15 protein-coding genes are annotated in these 18775 nt (G+C 42.1%); 6 read left to right on the top strand and 9 right to left on the bottom strand.

Annotation, left to right across the window (positions count from 1 at the left end):
* The first annotated feature begins 23 nt into the window (after positions 1-23).
* Positions 24-1379, top strand: coding sequence for a B-box zinc finger protein (locus tag ACOQOE_RS09865; RefSeq protein WP_067864910.1), 1356 nt, complete (start codon positions 24-26; stop codon positions 1377-1379).
* Here ACOQOE_RS09865 and ppsR read toward each other — a convergent pair.
* Positions 1376-2194 (bottom strand): pyruvate, water dikinase regulatory protein, encoded by an 819-nt coding sequence (gene ppsR / locus ACOQOE_RS09870; RefSeq protein ID WP_067864992.1) that lies wholly within the window; start codon positions 2192-2194, stop codon positions 1376-1378. The two genes, ACOQOE_RS09865 and ppsR, sit on opposite strands and share 4 nt — an antisense overlap.
* A gap of 340 nt (positions 2195-2534) precedes the next feature.
* Between ppsR and ppsA the strand changes: the two genes are divergently transcribed.
* Positions 2535-4898 (top strand): phosphoenolpyruvate synthase, encoded by a 2364-nt coding sequence (gene ppsA, locus ACOQOE_RS09875; RefSeq protein ID WP_067864909.1) that lies wholly within the window; start codon positions 2535-2537, stop codon positions 4896-4898.
* Positions 4899-5046: 148 nt separating this feature from the next.
* Here ppsA and rrtA read toward each other — a convergent pair whose 3' ends face one another.
* The 5 genes from rrtA to ACOQOE_RS09900 form a co-directional block, all read right to left on the bottom strand.
* The gene (gene rrtA, locus ACOQOE_RS09880; protein ID WP_420553887.1) at positions 5047-5676 is read right to left on the bottom strand and encodes a rhombosortase; all 630 of its coding nucleotides are present in this window, start codon (positions 5674-5676) and stop codon (positions 5047-5049) included.
* 18 nt (positions 5677-5694) lie between these two features.
* Entirely contained in the window at positions 5695-7896 is a 2202-nt protein-coding gene (locus tag ACOQOE_RS09885) for a VIT and vWA domain-containing protein (protein WP_420553888.1), read from the bottom strand.
* Positions 7897-8035: 139 nt separating this feature from the next.
* Positions 8036-8764 carry an EAL domain-containing protein gene (locus ACOQOE_RS09890; RefSeq protein WP_420553889.1) on the bottom strand — a complete coding sequence of 243 codons (729 nt, stop codon included), beginning with the start codon at positions 8762-8764 and terminating at the stop codon, positions 8036-8038.
* Positions 8653-9894 carry a diguanylate cyclase domain-containing protein gene (locus ACOQOE_RS09895; RefSeq protein ID WP_420553890.1) on the bottom strand — a complete coding sequence of 414 codons (1242 nt, stop codon included), beginning with the start codon at positions 9892-9894 and terminating at the stop codon, positions 8653-8655. The genes ACOQOE_RS09890 and ACOQOE_RS09895 overlap by 112 nt, the downstream gene beginning before the upstream one ends.
* 267 nt (positions 9895-10161) lie before the next feature.
* Positions 10162-10893 (bottom strand): helix-turn-helix domain-containing protein, encoded by a 732-nt coding sequence (locus ACOQOE_RS09900; protein WP_420553891.1) that lies wholly within the window; start codon positions 10891-10893, stop codon positions 10162-10164.
* 168 nt (positions 10894-11061) lie between these two features.
* Between ACOQOE_RS09900 and ACOQOE_RS09905 the strand changes: the two genes are divergently transcribed.
* Positions 11062-11916, top strand: coding sequence for a PA4780 family RIO1-like protein kinase (locus ACOQOE_RS09905; protein WP_067864888.1), 855 nt, complete (start codon positions 11062-11064; stop codon positions 11914-11916).
* A gap of 10 nt (positions 11917-11926) precedes the next feature.
* Here ACOQOE_RS09905 and ACOQOE_RS09910 read toward each other — a convergent pair whose 3' ends face one another.
* A complete protein-coding gene (locus tag ACOQOE_RS09910) occupies positions 11927-12868 on the bottom strand; it encodes a LysR family transcriptional regulator (protein WP_067864885.1) in 942 nt (313 codons plus the stop codon).
* A gap of 150 nt (positions 12869-13018) precedes the next feature.
* On the opposite strand from ACOQOE_RS09910, the gene ACOQOE_RS09915 reads away from it, so the two are divergent.
* Positions 13019-16090, top strand: a complete 3072-nt coding sequence (locus ACOQOE_RS09915; RefSeq protein WP_420553892.1) for an FAD-binding and (Fe-S)-binding domain-containing protein — start codon at positions 13019-13021, stop codon at positions 16088-16090.
* Between the two features lie 70 nt (positions 16091-16160).
* Here ACOQOE_RS09915 and ACOQOE_RS09920 read toward each other — a convergent pair whose 3' ends face one another.
* Complete coding sequence (locus ACOQOE_RS09920) at positions 16161-16772, bottom strand: hypothetical protein (RefSeq protein ID WP_420553893.1); 612 nt, start codon at positions 16770-16772, stop codon at positions 16161-16163.
* Between the two features lie 132 nt (positions 16773-16904).
* Here ACOQOE_RS09920 and rraA point away from each other — a divergent pair, with 132 nt between their 5' ends.
* The gene (gene rraA / locus ACOQOE_RS09925; RefSeq protein WP_420553894.1) at positions 16905-17396 is read left to right on the top strand and encodes a ribonuclease E activity regulator RraA; all 492 of its coding nucleotides are present in this window, start codon (positions 16905-16907) and stop codon (positions 17394-17396) included.
* Positions 17397-17519: 123 nt separating this feature from the next.
* Here rraA and ACOQOE_RS09930 read toward each other — a convergent pair whose 3' ends face one another.
* Entirely contained in the window at positions 17520-17951 is a 432-nt protein-coding gene (locus ACOQOE_RS09930) for an RrF2 family transcriptional regulator (protein WP_067864866.1), read from the bottom strand.
* A 156-nt stretch (positions 17952-18107) separates the two neighbouring features.
* Between ACOQOE_RS09930 and ACOQOE_RS09935 the strand changes: the two genes are divergently transcribed.
* On the top strand, positions 18108-18767 hold the full coding sequence (locus ACOQOE_RS09935; RefSeq protein ID WP_075107918.1) for an HAD-IA family hydrolase: 660 nt from the start codon (positions 18108-18110) through the stop codon (positions 18765-18767).
* The last annotated feature ends 8 nt before the right edge of the window (positions 18768-18775 follow it).

An 18775-nucleotide genomic window follows, 5' to 3' on the forward strand; every position in this document is an offset into this window, starting at 1 on the left:
CGCTTGTAGGAGTTAAATGCAATATGGAGTATTGCAAATACCATCCACTAACTGCAGCAACCTATCATTGTGAACATTGTCAGATCAGTTTATGCGATTACTGTATTGATGATGATCCTGAATACCCCGAGCCACGCTGTTTTGTCTGTGGGGGTGAGGTTGATAGTTTAGGTTCTGCCGACATCGCACCTTTCTGGCGGAGATTGGATAGTGCTTTTCAATATCCAATGAATAAGCAAACTATATTATTGATCATGATTGCATCGGTTCTAACCTCTATAGGTGCATTTATTGGCGGGATAATGGGTTTTTGTATATCGCTCGCAATTACAGCTATCACAACCAAATATAGCTTTTTGTGCTTACAAGGCACGACAATGGGGCAGCTTAGAGCACCTGATATGAATGAAGCATTTTCCGGGGGCTTTAAAATCATATGGCATATTATTGTGATATTGATTGTTATCAGTTTAATGATTTCAGGTGTTGAAAGAGTCTTTGGGGGCCTTGTTGCCGTCTTATTTTTGATCTTTTGGATAGTCTGTTTGCCTGCTGTTTTTATTAACTATGCGCGGTTTGAGGATATAGGCCCCGCGATTAACCCCATTGAGATCGGACGATTGGTTGTGACGCTAGGTAGTGCTTATGTGCTCTTACTATTATTTATTACGATCATGATGGCTTCGGTTGGTACCTTGCATGAGATATTAGACGAGCAATTCTATTTTTTCTCGGCGGTTTTACAGAGTATCGTCTCTTACTATTATCTGATAGTGATATTCCACTTAATGGGCTATCTCATTTTTCAGAAACAAAAATCATTAGGTTTTGCTAGCCGTTTAGATTCATCAACACCTTCAGACCTGCGTTCTGAGAAAAACAGAATTTTGTCTAAAGTTGATGTTCTTACGAAAGAGGGGGATTTTGAAGGGGGGCTGGCCACGTTTAAGCAAGGGACTAAAACAATCACCAATGATTATGATTTTTATAGCCGTTTCTTTGATTTTCTTTGTGGCATAAAGAGAATTAAGGAGATTGATAATCTTTTAGTCGATTATTTAACGATTTTAAAAAGCCATGGCCGGGATAATCTATTAACAACGGTTTATCAGCGTATTTTGCTGCTCGATAAGCAATATGTACCGGCATCACCTGAAGTGCGTTATCAACTCGCCTTAGGGTGCTTTGATTCGGGTAAATCCCTTTTTGTTGTGAAGTTACTGAATGGTTTACACCGGGATTTTCCTGATTATCAGGAGCTTGTACCTGCATATGAGCTGATGGCTAAAGCGCTCGATGATCTTCCAAATAAAGAGCATCAAGCCGAAAAGTTTCGAGGCTTAGTACGGCAGTTAAAAGGCGCTTCAACGCAGAACTAATTCATCCTGCGATTGAGCCCTACTTGCGCCATAATTCGGGTGGATATCTCTTCTATAGAGAAGTTAGTTGTATTGATACTGGGAATATTAAGTTTCTTAAATAGCTTCTCTACTTCACGTACTTCAAAATCACACTGATCTAGAGAAGCGTACTTACTGTTAGCGCGGCGCTCATGCCGTATTGCTGCTAACTGAAATGAGTCAATTGTTAAGCCGTAGAGTTTATGTTTATGTTTTTCAAGAACGTCTGGCAACTTATTGAATTCTAAGTCTTCTTCTGTGAGAGGGTAGTTGGCCGCTTTGATGCCAAACTGCATCGCCATATAAAGGCAAGTGGGGGTTTTACCGCACCGAGATACACCCACTAAAATAATATCTGCATTTGCATATTGGCGTGTTCTGGCACCATCGTCATTGTCTATTGCGAAGTTGACGGAATCAATTCTATCTTTGTAACGCGTCTGTTCAACAATACCGTGGGATTTACCGACAGAGTAATTTGAGCGGGCATTGAGTTCGCTTTCGAGAGGCTTTAAAAAGCTTGAGAAAACATCAATTTTGAATGCGACAGATTCAGAAATAATGGCGCGAATATCTTCATTGACTACTGTATCGAAAATAAGAGGTCTTGTACCATCTTTCGTAGCCGCATTATTGATACGGGACACGGCTTCTTGCGCTTTTTCGGGGGTATCTATGTAAGGGAGTGTTATCTGTTCAAACTCAATGCTATCGAATTGGGCTAAAAGACTGTGTCCTAAAGCTTCAGAGGTAATACCTGTGCCATCAGAGATAAAAAAAGCTGTTCGTTTCATCATTGGTTTATAAATATAGCGGACAATAGAGTGAGCACTATAACAGATTGGCTAAAATAGATGGGGTTGATCAGACTTAAATAGATCTGAAAAACGTCTTAAATAGAGTTTTAAGTCTGTCAATGCATTAGGACTCTGCTATTTTTGCCTGTTTTAAATCATTTAAACTTGGGTTGGTAAGGATTTTTTGTTTTCACTCAAGTAAGATCAACGTCAGATTAGCGCTCTTATCAACGTTTAATCACATTATAATAAGTAGAGCAAAGTCAGCAGAATTTAATGCTGATAGATCTGTATGAGTTTGATGAACAGTTACGACAGCCGAGTAGGAGATAGACCGTTGCAGAACTATGTACTGCGCCTTGATCAGGTAGGTATGGATGATGTAGAGAATGTGGGTGGTAAAAACGCTTCTCTGGGGGAGATGTTGCAAGAGCTGGCGGGAGCAAATGTTAAAGTCCCGAACGGCTTTGCAACCACCGCACTTGCCTATAAAGATTTTTTAACTTATGGCGGTTTAGAAGACCAAATTAAAGATAAACTAGAGCAGCTGGATACGAATAATATCCAAGATCTTAAAGAGGCAGGAAAAACAATTCGCGCCTTAATTATGGGTGCTGAGTTTCAACCGCAACTTAATAGCGCGATTGAAGCCGCTTGGGCCGAAATGTCTAATGGCGAAGATATTGCGGTCGCTGTTCGTTCCTCTGCAACGGCGGAAGATCTTCCCGATGCATCCTTTGCTGGCCAGCAGGAAACCTTTCTTAATGTTCGCGGACTTGAGGATATTAAAGCCTCGATAAAAGAGGTGTTTGCCTCGCTGTACAACGATCGGGCTATCTCTTATCGCGTTCATCACGGTTTTGAGCATAGCGAAGTGGCGCTATCAGCCGGTGTTCAGAGGATGGTTAGAAGTGAAACCGGTGCTTCAGGTGTTATGTTTACTTTAGATACTGAGTCAGGTTTTAACCATGTGGTCTTTATTACTGCTGCCTATGGATTAGGTGAAACGGTTGTGCAAGGTGCAGTAAACCCCGATGAATTCTATGTTTACAAACCTACGCTTAAAATGGGTGCGCCTGCGATTATTCGTCGAACTATAGGTTCTAAAGCGATCAAGATGGTTTATTCCGAACCCGGTTCTGAGAACCCCGTTTCTACTGTCCAGGTTAGTCCAGAAGAGCGCTGTAGTTTTTCTGTTGATGATGGAGATGTGGAAACGCTTGCTAAGATTGCTTTAGAAATAGAATCCCATTATGGGCGTCCTATGGATATTGAATGGGCGAAAGATGGAGATACAGGCGAAATATTTGTTGTACAAGCACGCCCTGAAACGGTGAAGAGCCGCAGTAATCAGGCTGTGATTGAACGCTACTTGCTGAAAGAAACAAGCCGAGTTTTAGTTGAGGGGCGCTCTATTGGCCACCGAATTGGCTCCGGCAAAGTCCGTATCGTTTATGACCTTAGCGAAATGGATAAGGTACAACCTGGTGAAGTACTTGTTACGGATATGACAGACCCTGACTGGGAACCTGTGATGAAACGCGCCGCTGCAATCATTACCAACCGTGGTGGACGTACTTGTCATGCGGCGATTATTGCCCGTGAACTAGGTATTCCTGCAATTGTTGGGTGTGGTGATGCAACAGAACAGTTCGTGAATGGTCAGCTTGTTACTGTATCTTGTGCAGAAGGTGATACGGGGCGAGTTTATGAAGGCAAGTTAGATTACGAGCATCAATCTAATAGTGTCGAATCTATGCCTGAGTTACCTTTTCAGATTATGATGAATGTTGGCAATCCAGATAGGGCGTTTGATTTTCAGGCGTTACCTAGTGCCGGAGTCGGCCTTGCTAGGTTGGAATTTATTATCAATCGCATGATTGGTATACACCCTAAAGCCTTGTTGAACTTTGATCAGCAAGCCCCTTCATTACAACAAACGATTAAACGTCGTATCTCTGGTTATAAAAGCCCCGTCGATTTTTATGTTGACCGTCTAGTTGAGGGTATATCTACCTTGGCAGCGGCTTTCTATCCTAAGAAAGTGATAGTGCGTATGTCGGACTTTAAGTCTAATGAATACGGACACCTAATTGGCGGTGATATGTATGAGCCAAACGAAGAAAACCCTATGTTAGGGTTTCGTGGGGCTACGCGCTATATATCAGAATCATTTCGTGATTGCTTTGAGCTAGAATGCCGGGCGCTTAAGCGTGTTCGTGATGAGATGCAGCTAACCAATGTGGAAGTGATGATCCCATTTGTGCGCACCCCAGGAGAGGCTAGGCAAGTGGTTGATCTTCTTGCAGCTAATGGCCTCAAACGAGGCGAAAATGGCTTACGTGTCATAATGATGTGCGAGATACCTTCCAATGCTTTGTTGGCTGACGAGTTTTTAGAGCATTTTGATGGTTTCTCTATAGGGTCAAATGATCTGACTCAATTAACATTAGGTCTCGATCGAGATTCTGGCGTTATTGCCCATCTTTTTGATGAACGAGATGAAGCGGTTAAAAAGCTGCTCTCTATGGCGATCTCTGCTTGTAAAAAGCAAGGTAAATACATCGGTATTTGCGGCCAAGGCCCATCAGATCATCCTGATCTTGCACGTTGGTTGATGGAACAGGGGATTGATACAATTTCCTTAAATCCAGATTCAGTGTTAGATACGTGGTTTTTCTTAGCCAATAACGAAAAGTAAAGATTGCCGCTTGGTTTAAGGAGGATTGCTCATCGAGTAACCTTCCGCCAAGCGGGCTTTCTAAAGTACATTATATTTAGACTTACCGACCTTTTTTTCTGAGCGTAAACGCTTCCCCTAAGTGAAATACTGTTCCTCTCTTTAGTCCTTATGCTGCGGATTTTTTTCGCCGATATATGCACCATAGTGTGATGCCAATTGCTGCGCCAATTAAATGAGCGGGTGGATAGAGACTCCAGCCCTCAGTGACAAATAGAGCGTTTTGCGCAGTGAGTTCTAATACGGTTTTAATTAGAATCATAAGCAAAGGAACAAGGCCCAGTAAGGAGGGTTCTTTTTTATACCAAAACAGAGCGGCGAGGGTGATCACTGTATATAGAACACCTGAGATTCCTGCATAGCTTTCAAGACTTGAAAGAGGTGAAAGTAGGTACAGATCTAACACAGTAACGGAGACAACTATTCCGTATATTAAAAGCTTAGGGCTTTGCTTTTCGAGATAAAATGCGGCAACAGTAAAGGTTGTTAAATCCCATAACAGGTGGTTCCACGAGCTGTGTATTAAATGGCCGGTTATCAGCCGCCAATACTGTTGTTGTTCGATAATGGCGCCGTAATCAAAACTTAATGAGTGAAGCCCAACTAAGCTGTTGGGTAGAACACCTAACATCAACATTATTGCGCAGGCTATAAGAGTTACATAGGGGATGGAGCCTTTATGAGGCGAAAGCCCCCCCCTTGGGGAGGCTGTGAATGTGTCGTTAAATAAGGAACGCATAATCATCATACCTTGCTATTAAACGTCTTTAGAGCGGTTTGAATGAGAGCGACTTAATTGAACTAATGCAATACTCGCGGCCATCAAGATAACCAACCAAGGGGATATGGCACCACCTCCGGATCCAGAGCGGCTAGGCGATACGGATGCACGCTGCTGACTTTGGTTGGGTTGAGCCGAGGAGGAGTCAATAAACATAGGCTGCTGTTGATCAACGCGGTTTTGCTGTGCTGTAACGGGTTGGTGTGCACGTAGCTCGCGGGCTTTCTGTTCTTTCTCCACCCGTTGCTGGTTATTACGTTGAATGTTTAATGCTTTAAATACCTCATCTCGTACAACAATCATTGAGGTGTAATCTGTTACTAAACCATACTCAATAGCCGTATCCGTTATCGCTTGTTTGGCGTCTTTATCTGTTCCTAAATAATCAATCTTTGCTTGTAGTTCCTCAATTGCTGCATAAGCCCATAAACGTTCGAGTTCTGGATGCAGAGTGGATTGTTCTGGAAGCATAAAACGTGTTTTATAGCTCTTCTCTTTGCCATTAACAGTACCTGTTAATGTGATTTCTGCTTCGCCTGGCTGATAATAGTGACCAAAGACAGTTAACTGCTGACCATGATAAAGGGTGTTCGCTAAACGAGGTTTTACGATCTCTTTACTACGTACGCCTGATACTTTTAGGCTGACATCACGCATAGCTGCATGAGACATTTTGCCCTTTGCCAGCATTAATTGGCCCATAATGTCGTCAGCATTAGAGATCGACATAGCGAAACCATTAGATACCCGTGTCATCTCCTCTAGTAGAGGGCGGTTGGCACTATTACCCATAATAAAGGTAAATAAGCGCGCATCACGTTTTTCTAGGAGATTAAGGAATTTTGATTTCTCAGTTTCACCAACGTTAGCAACACCGTCAGTAACAAGGATAATCGCAGTGCTACGGTCGGAATCTAGTTGATCAATGCCATTTTTTAATCCTGCATATAGGTTGGTGCCATTTCCGGGTTGTACATTATCAAGCTGGGTCATAACGCGCTTAATGCTCTGTTTATCTGCGGGTTGATAACCTTGAGTGAAATTCTGTGCCTGATTATTAAAGAGAACGACTTTAAAACGATCTTGAGGCGGTAGCTGTCCCAATCCCTGACGTACTCCTTCTACTAGACTTGAGAATTTACCTTGCATTGAACCCGATATGTCTAAGACGAAGACCCAGTCACGTCCTTGTGTAACAAGAGGCAGATCAGTGCCCGGTGTTAAAGTTAGCTTAAAAGTACCTTTACTATTATTAGCCTCTTTATAGCTAATCATGTCGACGCTGGCCGGAAGCCCCTCAGCTTGCCTCCAGTAGAGAAGAATATCTTTATTTAATTGGGTCAGTGTTGTTGGTTGGTTAAGTGCTTTTGTATCTGCTTCACCGTTAAGGTCTAAACTCGTAGGCGTATCTGTGTCCGGTGTTTCTAAATCCGGTGAGATATTTTGTACCTGTGTGGCGGTCTGGTTCATGAGCGCAGCTTGCCATTCATAAGGAGCGACTTGTTGTAGTTGGGCATTTGGATGTTGAGGCATACGCAGTCCATCAACTGGATAGCTTGTACGTAGTTTTACATTAAAGGTAAACGCTTCTTCAACGGTTTCATTGCGGCTCCAAAAGCTTTGTTTTTCTACATCTACACCGCCATCTTCAAGTGGATAAACATAACGACCTATACCCGTGTCGGTTTGAGTGTTTTGTAGATAGACCAGTTTTATTTTTACGTCTTGGTTTGCTTTAACTGGAAAAACGGATATATCAAAAGTTTTATACTTATCTTTTTCCACAAGAGCTGTTTCATTGCCTTGTGCTTTCTGTTGTTCATAAATCTGTCGCGCTTGTTGCTTTTCGACGACTTCGCCAGTGACCGGTTTACCATCTATCCAGTAGCTGAACTCGCCAACAGCCGCTTTTTCTGGCACAGGAAACGAATAGATTGCCTCTAAATCGTTTGCGTTGGGGTTATGAAAGGTTTGTTCAATAGTTGTCGTTGCATACATATCTTCGATAACAACATTAACGTGGTGTTCTTTGATCTGTAAGTCAGTGTAATTTGCATTGTTTGGTTTGAGTAAGCCCGCAGCTTCTATGGAAGGTGAATAGAATAGGGATGAGCTTAGAGCAAAGCTTAGACCTAACGCTGTTAAGAGTGCTGTTTTGTGTGTTGTTAAGTGAGTCATTATGTTTCCCTCGTGAATGAACGAGGGAAAGATTGATGGAATTTGTTTTTAGCTAATACCTTACTATGTAAAGTTACGAGATGTTGAACTTTAGGTATTATATTTCAATACCAGAACTTGTTTTTGGTTAGTAAGACGCTTATTGCATTGATGTGGTTTCAGCAATGGATTGAAAGGAGGCGCCAACTTGATTTGTGAGATCCATATAGTTTTGGGGTTTGCTAAATAAATAGCCTTGTAAATAGTGAACGCCAAGCGTTTTTAGTTTGTTTTTTTGCTCAACTGTTTCTACACCTTCAGCAACAACTTTATAGTTAAGTTCATTGGCCATTAGCATTACTGCTTTAATAATAGCCGCTCCATTTGAATCTAGTTTGTTGACGAAGGAGCGGTCAATCTTAACAATGTTTACCGCTAGATCTTGAATAACTGATAATGATGAATAGCCGGTTCCAAAGTCATCGACGGAGATAAAAAAACCTAAGGTTTGTAGCTGTTTTATAGCCTGTAAAAGCTTTGGCTTATCACTAGAGAACACTGATTCTGTAATCTCAATATGGAAGAGGTTAGTATCAACTTGGTACTTATCTATCATATTCCTAACGGTGTTTACAAACTCAGCATCTTCAAATTGAACGATAGAGACATTGATACAGATTTTTATATTTAAGCCATCTTGCATCATTAATTTTTGCTGTTGTATCGCTTTCTCAAGCACCCAATAGCCAATCTCTCGAATAGCGCCATGTTTTTCTGCTAAAGGGATAAACACATCAGGGGGAATCGCTTTTCCTTTATGTTCCCAGCGCAGCAAGGCCTCCACAGCGTGGCATTCACCATTTCTAGTATCAATGATAGGTTGATACACAAGGTTAAAGGCACTACTCTTCTGATAGCGGAAGAGAGTGCAAAGTCGCGTTGTACCTTCTCTGCTAGATCTTTGCTAAAAAGCACATAGTCCGTTTTTTGTGTATGTTTATTTTCATACATTGATACATCGGCGAAAGAGATCAATTCCTCGATAGATTGACTATGGTTGGGATAAATAGATACGCCAATAGATGCCTTTAAGTCAATTTTATACCCATCAAATATAAAGGTAGATTCAATCAGGGTATTGATTTTATTGGCAATAATCTCGACTTGTTTTTTGTTAGTTGTTTTAGAAAGGATGATAAATTCATCGCCACCCCAACGGCAGATTAAGGCATTAGTTCCAAAATTTTCTTTTAAACGTGAGGCCAATTGTTTAAGAAGAGTATCGCCTACATGATGTCCAAAATTATCATTCACTGGTTTAAAACTATCTAAATCAATAAAAAAAACAGATAGATGTTTGTTTTTAGCTGTGTGTTTTATTTGCTTACTTGCTGCTTCGATAAAGGCGGGTCGGTTTAAGAGCTTAGTGAGTGAGTCTAGCTGACTTAATTCAATTATTTTGTCCGTTCTTGATTCAACTTCACTTTGCATATTTTTTAGCAGTAGAGTGTGTTGGTACCTAAGCCTGATGGAGTCTAAAGTGAATCGAGCCGCTTTATGCGCAGTAAAGAATATAATGCCTGCGAAGATTAAGCCTAAAACTCCAAGCAGTTGGTGCTCAGATGTACCTGATAAAACTAATAGTAGTGAATAAGGGACGAGTAAAATTTGCGGGTAGAGGGTGGCAAGAAGAAGATCCCCGGACAAAACAGTGGATGCGCCTCCTGCTAGCGTTGCAACAATGACCATTGATATACAAAGTTGATAAAGGTCAGAATCAGAATAAAAATAAATACAATAAAAGGCCCAGAGTGAAGCGGTAAGTAATGCGCCTATGCGGAATCGTAAGAGATCGCTGGATGTCCCTAGTTCGCCTTGTTTTGACTTAACACACCACGTGTAACTGTAGAATAGTCGCCATAGCATCAATAACAATATAGCTACCCACCAGCCTAGTCTTACATATGCATGGCTTGTTGAATCAAACCAAAAAACTAAGCCTGAAGCAGCAGCTAGCATTATCAGAAAGCCTGCATAAGAACTCCGATAGAGAAGCTCTAATCGGTCATTGAGCTCAACTTTATGATTACAGGAACGCAATATCAAACTCCATTAACATAAAAAATACTTTCCATGTCGATATTAAAAACGGCCAGAGCCTACAATAAGTATAATTAACTTATACTTAACTGATTTTGTAAGTGTATTCCTAGATACACCTTTCTTCCAGTAGCGTTTTGTTGAACAAGGTTAGCGCTAACCGTTTTCTATTTTTATAAGGGATATTTACTTACTCATTTTCTTAAATAGAGAGTACTGCCACTGGCGAATGGCTAAAACCATAGTTGTGCCATTTTTTTGCTGGCTTGGTGCTGCATGATCCTCTTGCATCAGTTCATTAAACTCGGCGGCTAAGCGCTCCATTTTCTTTTGTAAGCGGGCATTAGAGCTATCGGTAAGGATCGCATTAGTGACGATCAATTTTTCGTTAGCTTTATCAAAACGAGAGCTGAAAAAGTCTTGTTCTACCTTCTCCTGAAAGAACTGCTGTATGGGTCCGTTTGGTAGCCAATGAAAATTAGGGGCGACTAGAAGTTTGACTCTATTGTTGGGTAGTAGATCTATAATTTTTAATCGATCAAGCTGTGCTAATTTCTGAATACATGTCGTTTCAGGGATATTATATGTATAGATAATATCGTCATAAGACATCCCGCTTATAACGCTTACCGTGATTAGCAGAAGGGTTAAATCGTTAGCGATCTCCTTTTCCTGGTCTCGGGTTAGTTGTATGAGTTGATGTTGCGCTTTACTCATTCTTTGTACTAATTCGGATAGCTCGATATTTAGCATATCGCAAATGTGTTCTAAGCGTTCTAAGGTAAAGTTTTTGTCCGCAAAGAGCCGTTTTACTGATGCTTCACTCAGTTCTAGAACCTTAGCAACATCCACATAGGTTTTTCCTTGTGCTTTTAACTCGCGCTTTAGGGTGTCAATCAGTGGGCCTGCTTGTGCCATAAATAAGCCTTTAAATAGAAAGGAGATCAGGTTGTATCTTATCTGAAACAATAATTGCGCGTCAGTAGGCGTTTAACGAATACTCTAGTTAAAAAGATCAGCAGATAAAATTGCTTCTTTTTATTTCATATAGTTTCATATGTACTCTAATCCATGTATAAGGGCACCATGAAAATCCCTAAAAGAATACAACCACTTGTTGATGATGGTCTAGTCGATGACGTTCTTAGACAATTAATGAGTGGAAAAGAGGCGGTAGTGTACGTGGTACGTTGTGGATCAGAGATCCGCTGCGCGAAAGTGTATAAAGAAGCGGCGAAACGAAGCTTTAAGCAAGCCGTGCAGTACCAAGAAGGCCGAAAAGTACGGAATAGTCGCCGTGCGCGCGCCATGGAGAAAGGTTCTAAGTTTGGTCGAGATCAGCAGGAAGCCCTTTGGCACAATGCTGAAGTCGATGCATTGTACCGCCTAGCTGCTGCTGGGGTAAGAGTGCCTGAGCCTTATGGCTGTTTCGATGGTGTGCTGCTGATGGAATTAGTAACGGACGATAATGGTGAAGTTGCGCCGCGTCTTAATGATGTGGCAATGTCGGCTGAACAAGCTATAGCCGATCATGCGGTTGTCATTCGCGATATTGTTAGAATGCTCTGTGCCGGATTGGTTCATGGCGACCTATCTGAATTTAATGTGTTGGTGGATTCCTATGGTCCTGTCATTATCGATCTACCTCAGGCGGTAGACGCTGCCGCAAATAATCATGCTCAATGGATGCTCGAGCGCGATGTTAATAATATGCGTAGCTATTACGGACAGTTCGCGCCTGAACTCTTAAATACACAGTATGCGAAAGAGATCTGGGCACTCTATGAAGAGGGCGATTTAGCCCCCGATACTGAGCTTACAGGGCTATTTGAAGAGAGTGGAGAAGCCGCTGATGTTGATTCGGTTCTGCTTGAGATCAAAGAGGCCTTTGCTGAAGAGCAAGAGCGCCTAGCGCGTATAAGAGACTCTGAAGAACCTTAATTGACTTAGGTTAAGAAAAAGCTTTAGTTACATGATGGGGGAGCTGAGTCGTTTTAAAATAATCCTGCAGCATAATCATCATTGTTTCTGCGGCTGGGCTTAGCGCGCGACCTTTACGGGTAATAATGTAAATTTTTCGTTCTAGTTCCGGTGATTGCAAAGGCACAAATATTAGCGTTGAAAAGGCGCTAGTGCTGGCCGCAAGTGCCGGAAGTATAGAAACACCTAGCCCCGTTTTTACCATATCTGCTAGTCCAGCCGGGGTTGAGACTTCAATTAATGGGCTTTGGGTATTTAATCCCAGATTGTTTTCCCTTTCTAATTTATATAACTGTGAACGGGTGCCGGTATCCGTGGTTAAATGGATTATTGGTAGTGAGCTCACTTGTGCCCAATTCAATTGTGCCGTTTGGCTTAAAGGGTGGTCTGAAGGGAGGACAATCCCGTACTGATCCATTAAAACCGGTTGATAATTTAATTCCGGTTGATTCGAATGATTACCTCCTAAGCCAAAATCCACATCATTTTCTAATACCCGTTGCTCGATGCCACTCGCATTATCATCGCGCAGGTAAATCCCTATATTGGCATAGGTTTGATGGTAGGATTTGATAATCTCAGGCAGCATTCGGCCAATCATTGAGGGCGAGGCTGCAATACCGATCTTACCTTTTTGTTGTGATGTGGTTGCTTTTAGGTCATTAAAAGCGGTATCAAAATCGGAGATTAGTTTTTCTGCTACTGGGAAAAAGTTTCCCCCTTCGCCGGTTAGGATAACGCGGCGGGTTGTGCGGTCAAACAGCTTCAACTCGACCTGCTCTTCAAGCTGCTTTATTGTGGCGGTGAGTGTTGATTGAGTCAGATGTAGGTTTTCGGCCGCCCGCGTAAAACTGCCACTTTTAGCAATTTCAGTGAAAGCACGTAGATGGCGTATAGATATATTATTCGACATAATCAATTAATTAATAGAATTTTATCGTTTGATTGATAAATAACAATTCTGCATCATAGCAGCCAATATCACAAATTTGAGCAATAACCGCGATATAAGCCTGATTTTTGAGCCGATCAGTGCTGCGGTTGCCTATAGAGGTCCTAAAAGATGATCCCTCGTCTTTCGCAAGTCGAAACCACTAACGCCCTGTATCTTGATTATATTGATGCACTTAAACAAAACGGTTTTTCCGGTGATCTAAACCCTGATTACGCGAACCGCATTGTGCTATCTACGGATAACAGTATCTACCAGATGTTACCGCAAGGGGTACTTTACCCTCGATCAGAGCAGGATTTGGTACTTATTGCTAAGTTGGCGGATGAAACGCGGTTTGCCGAGGTGAAATTAAGTGCCCGTGGCGGTGGTACAGGGACTAATGGTCAATCCTTAACAGACGGTTTGATCGTTGATGTTTCCAAGCATATGAATCAGGTATTAGAGATCAATGCAGAGGAGCACTGGGTACGCGTTCAAGGCGGTGTAGTAAAGGATCAGCTGAACCGCGCGTTAAAACCTTATGGTTTGTTTTTTGCACCCGAGCTATCCACCAGTAACCGTGCAACCATTGGTGGCATGATCAATACCGATGCCAGTGGTCAAGGCTCTGTTATGTACGGGAAAACCCGTGACCATGTGCTTGAGCTTAACTCAGTGTTTCTTGGTGGTGAGGTTTGGTCATCTAAGCCTATTACAGACGATGAACTGGCTAAGATTAAAAAGCGTGACGACAAAGTAGGCGAGGTGCATCGTCAAATTGATGCGATTTTCACTGAAAAGAAAGAACTAATTAATGCGAAATTCCCTAAGCTTAACCGCTGTCTTACCGGTTATGATCTTGCACATATCCGCGATGAAAACGGCCTTTTTAATCTAAATTCTGTATTGTGTGGTGGTGAAGGCTCGCTCACTTTTATTACGGAAGCGAAGCTTAATGTGCTACCTATCCCTAAATATGCAGCGCTGGTTAATATTAAATACGATAGTTTTGAAACCTCATTACGTGATGCTACAGACTTAATGAAGTTCAACCCAACATCAATAGAAACCATTGATTCTAAAGTACTTAACTTAGCAATGGGCGATATTATTTGGGATACAGTCAGTGCTTATTTTCCAACCGAAGCGGGCGAGCCTGACATAAAAGGGATCAACTTAGTTGAATACACCTCTGATGATGAGGCCGCATTAAAAGCCGATGTTGAAAAGTTAGAAGCCCATTTAAAGACCGTTGAAGGTAAAACGGGTAAGAGCTTTGGTTTCTCGGTTGTGTATGGTGCGGTAGAAATTAACAAAGTCTGGGCCATGCGTAAAAAATCGGTTGGCTTATTAGGCAACGCCAAAGGCCAAGAGCGCCCGATCCCTTTTGTTGAAGATACAGCGGTTCCACCAGAAAACCTTGCTGACTTTATTATGGAGTTCCGCAAGGTGCTAGATGATAGGGAGTTGGCATACGGCATGTTTGGCCATGTTGATGCTGGCGTGCTTCATGTGCGCCCCGCAATCGACATGAAAGATGAGCGGCAAGAATCGCTGATTCGTGAAGTTACCGATCAAGTGGTTGCGCTTACGGTTAAATATAAAGGGCTGCTTTGGGGCGAGCATGGTAAAGGGGTTCGTTCTGAATACTCGCCTGAATTTTTTGGTGAACTATACCCAGAGCTTCAAAAGATTAAAGCTACGTTTGACCCTCGAAATCAGATGAACCCTGGGAAAATTGCTACCCCTGCAATTGAGGGCGCTGAACTGCTTAAAATTGATCAAGTACCAACCCGTGGTCAGTTTGATCGTCAGATCAGCGCTGCTGTACGGGAAGAGTATGACTCAGCGATGTTTTGTAACGGCAATGGAGCTTGTTTTAACTACGATCCGAATGACGCGATGTGCCCTTCATGGAAAGGCACTCGGCAGCGTATTAATTCGCCTAAAGGCCGTTCGTCATTAATTAGAGAGTGGCTTCGTTTAGTGGAAAAAACAGGTACTGACTTACAAGCTGAATCAGCTAAAGTGAAAACACGTTCGTTTATCGCTTCACTGCCGAGTCGTATTAAAAATACATTGTCAAAAACAAAAGATAATGAATATGACTTCTCTCACGAAGTGCATGAATCCATGATGGCTTGCTTAGCCTGTAAATCTTGTGTTGGTCAGTGCCCCATTAAGGTTAATGTTCCCGATTTTAGAGCGCGCTTTTTAGAGGTGTACTACGGGCGTTACTTACGTCCAGCTAAAGACTATATGGTGGGCAGTTTAGAGTACATGATTCCATGGCTTGCGAAGTTTCCGGCACCTTACAACTGGGCTATGAAGAATAGGGCGCTTAAAGCTATTTTCCGTAAACATGTAGGTATGGTTGATAGCCCAGCTATCTGTACCAACAGCTTAATCTCTGGCATGAAAGCCCGTGGAGTTCAGTTTGCAACACCAGAACTGATAAAAGGCTTAAGTATTGAGGAGCGTGATAATGCGGTTATTATCGTACAGGATGCGTTCACCAGTTATTTTGAATCTCAACTTGTCTTGGATCTAGTTGATCTCTTAACGGGCCTAGGTTTTTATGTGTTGATGGCACCTTTTAAACCCAACGGTAAGCCACTGCATGTACATGGTTTTATGAAGGCATTTGAGAAGGCCGCTGAATCTAACGGTGCTATGCTTAAAGCCTTAGACGAAACAGGCGTACCGCTTATCGGCGTTGACCCTTCCATGACCTTAACTTACCGCCAAGAGTACGGTTATATCATACCTGAAAAAGAGCTACCTAACGTTCAGCTAATTCAGGAGTGGTTAGTCACACATACTGATCGTCTTAAAACGTACAACTCGCCGCATCTGCCTAGTGCCGAGTTTAAATTGCTCGCGCATTGTACCGAAAAAACCTCGGTGGCTCCCTCAATTCGCCTGTGGCAGGAGATTTATGAAGCTATGGGGCAAAAACTGAGTATTCAAACGGTCGGCTGTTGCGGTATGTCGGGGACTTATGGGCATGAAACTCAAAATGCAGAAACCTCTAGGGCTATCTACCAATTGAGTTGGTCTGATGTGGTAAATGCGCCTGAGAATAAGAATAAGCTAGTTGCAACAGGATATTCTTGTCGTAGCCAAGTTAAGCGTATAGATGAGCAAGTTATTCCTCATCCTATTCAAATGCTGCTAGCGCAACTACATACTCACCATTAATAAACTGTATCACTCTATCTAAAACACAGCCACTCGGCTGTGTTTTAAGTTCTCGGATAGCTATTAATATTTAGTCAGCCCATAACGCTTTTGCATTTGCAGGAAGCTTGCGTATAAAAAAGTCATCAATCCCATGCTGGGTTAGCCATGTATCCTGCGCTTTAGCCTCATCTATTGTCTTAAATTGACCATAAGCGATCCCACGAAGGTTAGTTTTTATCGAATAAGTAAATAGATCGCTTTTATCTTCAATGGTATTGATTAGCCGTTGCAGGTTACTGCTTTTTTGATAGGCGCCAAGCTGTAAAGTGTAAAAGGGCAAAAGGGGGACTGAACCTTTTTCGCGCTCAAATGAGCTTGGCGGTCGTGTTTGCTGGTATGGTTTTCTGAGTGTTTCTATAATCACGACCTTAGATGGTTTGCTCGCAGGTATTGAAGTTGAGCGGTTTGCTGTGTTGTGATGTATGCGCGCTGTCGCTCTTCTGCTTTGGGCGGTGATGGAATATTCAGGCGGATGAGCCCCTTGGTTAGGCTTTGCGGATGTTCGAGGGGGTGCTGGGGTGCATTGGTCGTAAGGATAAGTGCATGCAGGCGGTGCTTTCTGCGCACAGCCCGTTATGATAATACTGCTAGCCATTGTCAGGGTGATAACGGGGAATAAGGGTGTTCTTTTAATGCACATGTGGATTAATGTTTCCTAAATTCCTGCCTAAGTTGTAGTGCAATTGCACAATGAATCGGCGAATATACATGTTTTATTTTACGGTATATAGCACCAAGCTGTATGCCATAAATCCCAATTAAGGAGCTAACTGTGGAAGATCTTTTACCAGAACTATGTGATCAATTTCCAGACCTGGTACAGGTCGTAGAACCAATGTTTGGTAATTTTGGTGGTAAAGAGCGTTTTGGGGGTGAAATTGTCACGCTGAAAGCATTTGAAGATAACTCTTTAGTTCGTGAACAGGTTGCACTTCCAGGTAAAGGTAAAGTGCTTGTTGTTGACGGTGGTGGCTCGATGCGTAAAGCCATGCTGGGTGATATGCTAGCTGAAAAAGCAACGGTTAATGGCTGGGAAGGGATTATTATCTACGGTTGTATCCGTGATGTTAACGCGATTGCTGATCTTAATATTGGTGTTCAAGCACTAGGCGCACATCCAATGAAAACAGATAAAAAAGGGTTAGGTGAGCTTAATGTTAACTTGACGTTTGGTGGTGTGACTTTCCACCCAGGAGAATATGTCTATGCCGATAATAATGGTGTATTGATCTCACCTGAAAAGCTTGAAGTATCGGAAGATTAAGTTGTCAGCTATGTTTAAAAGCCCGTGTTTGAGATGTTTTTATTTCAAGTCTGGGCTTTTTTAGATGTATTTATATGACCTTAGCATTTTGTACGACTAATGTTTTACACGTTGATAGATTTGTTAACCAGTACTGCGAGCAATGAGAAGTGTGCGCATTTTAGGATTGGTTAACAGATCTTCGAGGGTATATTTTTCTAATACCTTTATAAATGCTTGCTGGGCCTCAACTAAGACCTCTTGTAGTGAGCATTGATTGCTCAGACAGCAGGCTTGTTCTGCACAGTTAATTAGCGGCTGTGAGCCTTCTGATTGATTGACAATGTCAGCAAGATTTATTTTTGCTGATGCTTGCGCTAATTTTATGCCACCTTTTTTTCCGCGAAATGTGGCTAAATGGCCCGACTTCGCTAAAGCGTGTACAACCTTTCTAAGATGCTCAATAGATATACCATAGTAATTAGCTATCTCTGAAAGTGTGACGAGACGGTCTTTATGAATGGCGGCATAGAAAAGCACGCGAAGCGTATAATCGGTAAATCGACTTAATTGCATTTTTAACTTTTTTTAAGGATAAGTTCCTGAAATATACGTTACGTCACTTAAGTAAAGCAAGATATAGGTCAATAATTAATAAGTTTGCTTGAAGTTTGCGCTCAGTCCTATATATAGATGTATTCTCATTAATTTAAGATGGCTCAAGGGAGTTTTGTGTATAAGTTATTGATTTTTGATTGGGATGGTACGGTTATTGATTCAACTGCACGTATCATTTCTAGCATGCAAGCGGCAGCGCTTGATTGTGAGTTTCCTGTGCCATCCAGTGCTTCTGTGATGAATATTATCGGCTTGGGTTTGCCTGAGGCGATCAGAATACTGATTCCAGATATAGATGATTCTGGTATTGAGCAGATGCGTGTTCAGTATGGGCATCATTTCTTAGGTGTTAATGAAACCCCAACCCCTTTGTTTCCGGGGGTGCAAAATACTTTAGAAAGTATGCATGCCAAGGGGATGCGTATGGCGGTTGCAACGGGCAAAAGTCGTCGTGGTTTAGATAGGGCTTTTGCTCAAACGGGTTTGGCTTACCTTTTTGAAATTTCGCGTTGTGCGGATGAAACTATATCTAAACCTAACCCGCTTATGTTGGAAGAAATATTAGCTGAAACAGGGGTTCTTGCCTCTGAAGCAATAATGATCGGCGATACGGAATATGATCTCGAAATGGGTAAGCGAGCAGGTATGGATGTGATTGCGGTAAGTTATGGTGCGCATCATATTGATCGTTTAAAAGGTTTTGATCCGGTTTTGGAGGTGGATAATTTTCCAGAACTGGAACATTGGTTAGATAGTAAAGGCGCTTTTGCCTAACAGGAGTG

It is taken from the genome of Neptuniibacter marinus (genome assembly GCF_965223595.1).
GTDB lineage: Bacteria > Pseudomonadota > Gammaproteobacteria > Pseudomonadales > Balneatricaceae > Neptuniibacter > Neptuniibacter marinus.

What these genes read in the sequence shown, in the direction of transcription:
- ACOQOE_RS09885 (WP_420553888.1), bottom strand. Translation starts at nt 7,896, where the DNA reads ATGACTCACTTAACAACACACAAAACAGCACTCTTAACAGCGTTAGGT.
- ACOQOE_RS09865 (WP_067864910.1), top strand. Translation starts at nt 24, where the DNA reads ATGGAGTATTGCAAATACCATCCACTAACTGCAGCAACCTATCATTGT.
- ppsR (WP_067864992.1), bottom strand. Translation starts at nt 2,194, where the DNA reads ATGAAACGAACAGCTTTTTTTATCTCTGATGGCACAGGTATTACCTCT.
- ACOQOE_RS09905 (WP_067864888.1), top strand. Translation starts at nt 11,062, where the DNA reads ATGAAAATCCCTAAAAGAATACAACCACTTGTTGATGATGGTCTAGTC.
- ACOQOE_RS09915 (WP_420553892.1), top strand. Translation starts at nt 13,019, where the DNA reads ATGATCCCTCGTCTTTCGCAAGTCGAAACCACTAACGCCCTGTATCTT.
- ACOQOE_RS09930 (WP_067864866.1), bottom strand. Translation starts at nt 17,951, where the DNA reads ATGCAATTAAGTCGATTTACCGATTATACGCTTCGCGTGCTTTTCTAT.
- ACOQOE_RS09895 (WP_420553890.1), bottom strand. Translation starts at nt 9,894, where the DNA reads ATGCTAGCTGCTGCTTCAGGCTTAGTTTTTTGGTTTGATTCAACAAGC.
- ACOQOE_RS09920 (WP_420553893.1), bottom strand. Translation starts at nt 16,772, where the DNA reads ATGTGCATTAAAAGAACACCCTTATTCCCCGTTATCACCCTGACAATG.
- ACOQOE_RS09900 (WP_420553891.1), bottom strand. Translation starts at nt 10,893, where the DNA reads ATGGCACAAGCAGGCCCACTGATTGACACCCTAAAGCGCGAGTTAAAA.
- rrtA (WP_420553887.1), bottom strand. Translation starts at nt 5,676, where the DNA reads ATGCGTTCCTTATTTAACGACACATTCACAGCCTCCCCAAGGGGGGGG.
- ACOQOE_RS09910 (WP_067864885.1), bottom strand. Translation starts at nt 12,868, where the DNA reads ATGTCGAATAATATATCTATACGCCATCTACGTGCTTTCACTGAAATT.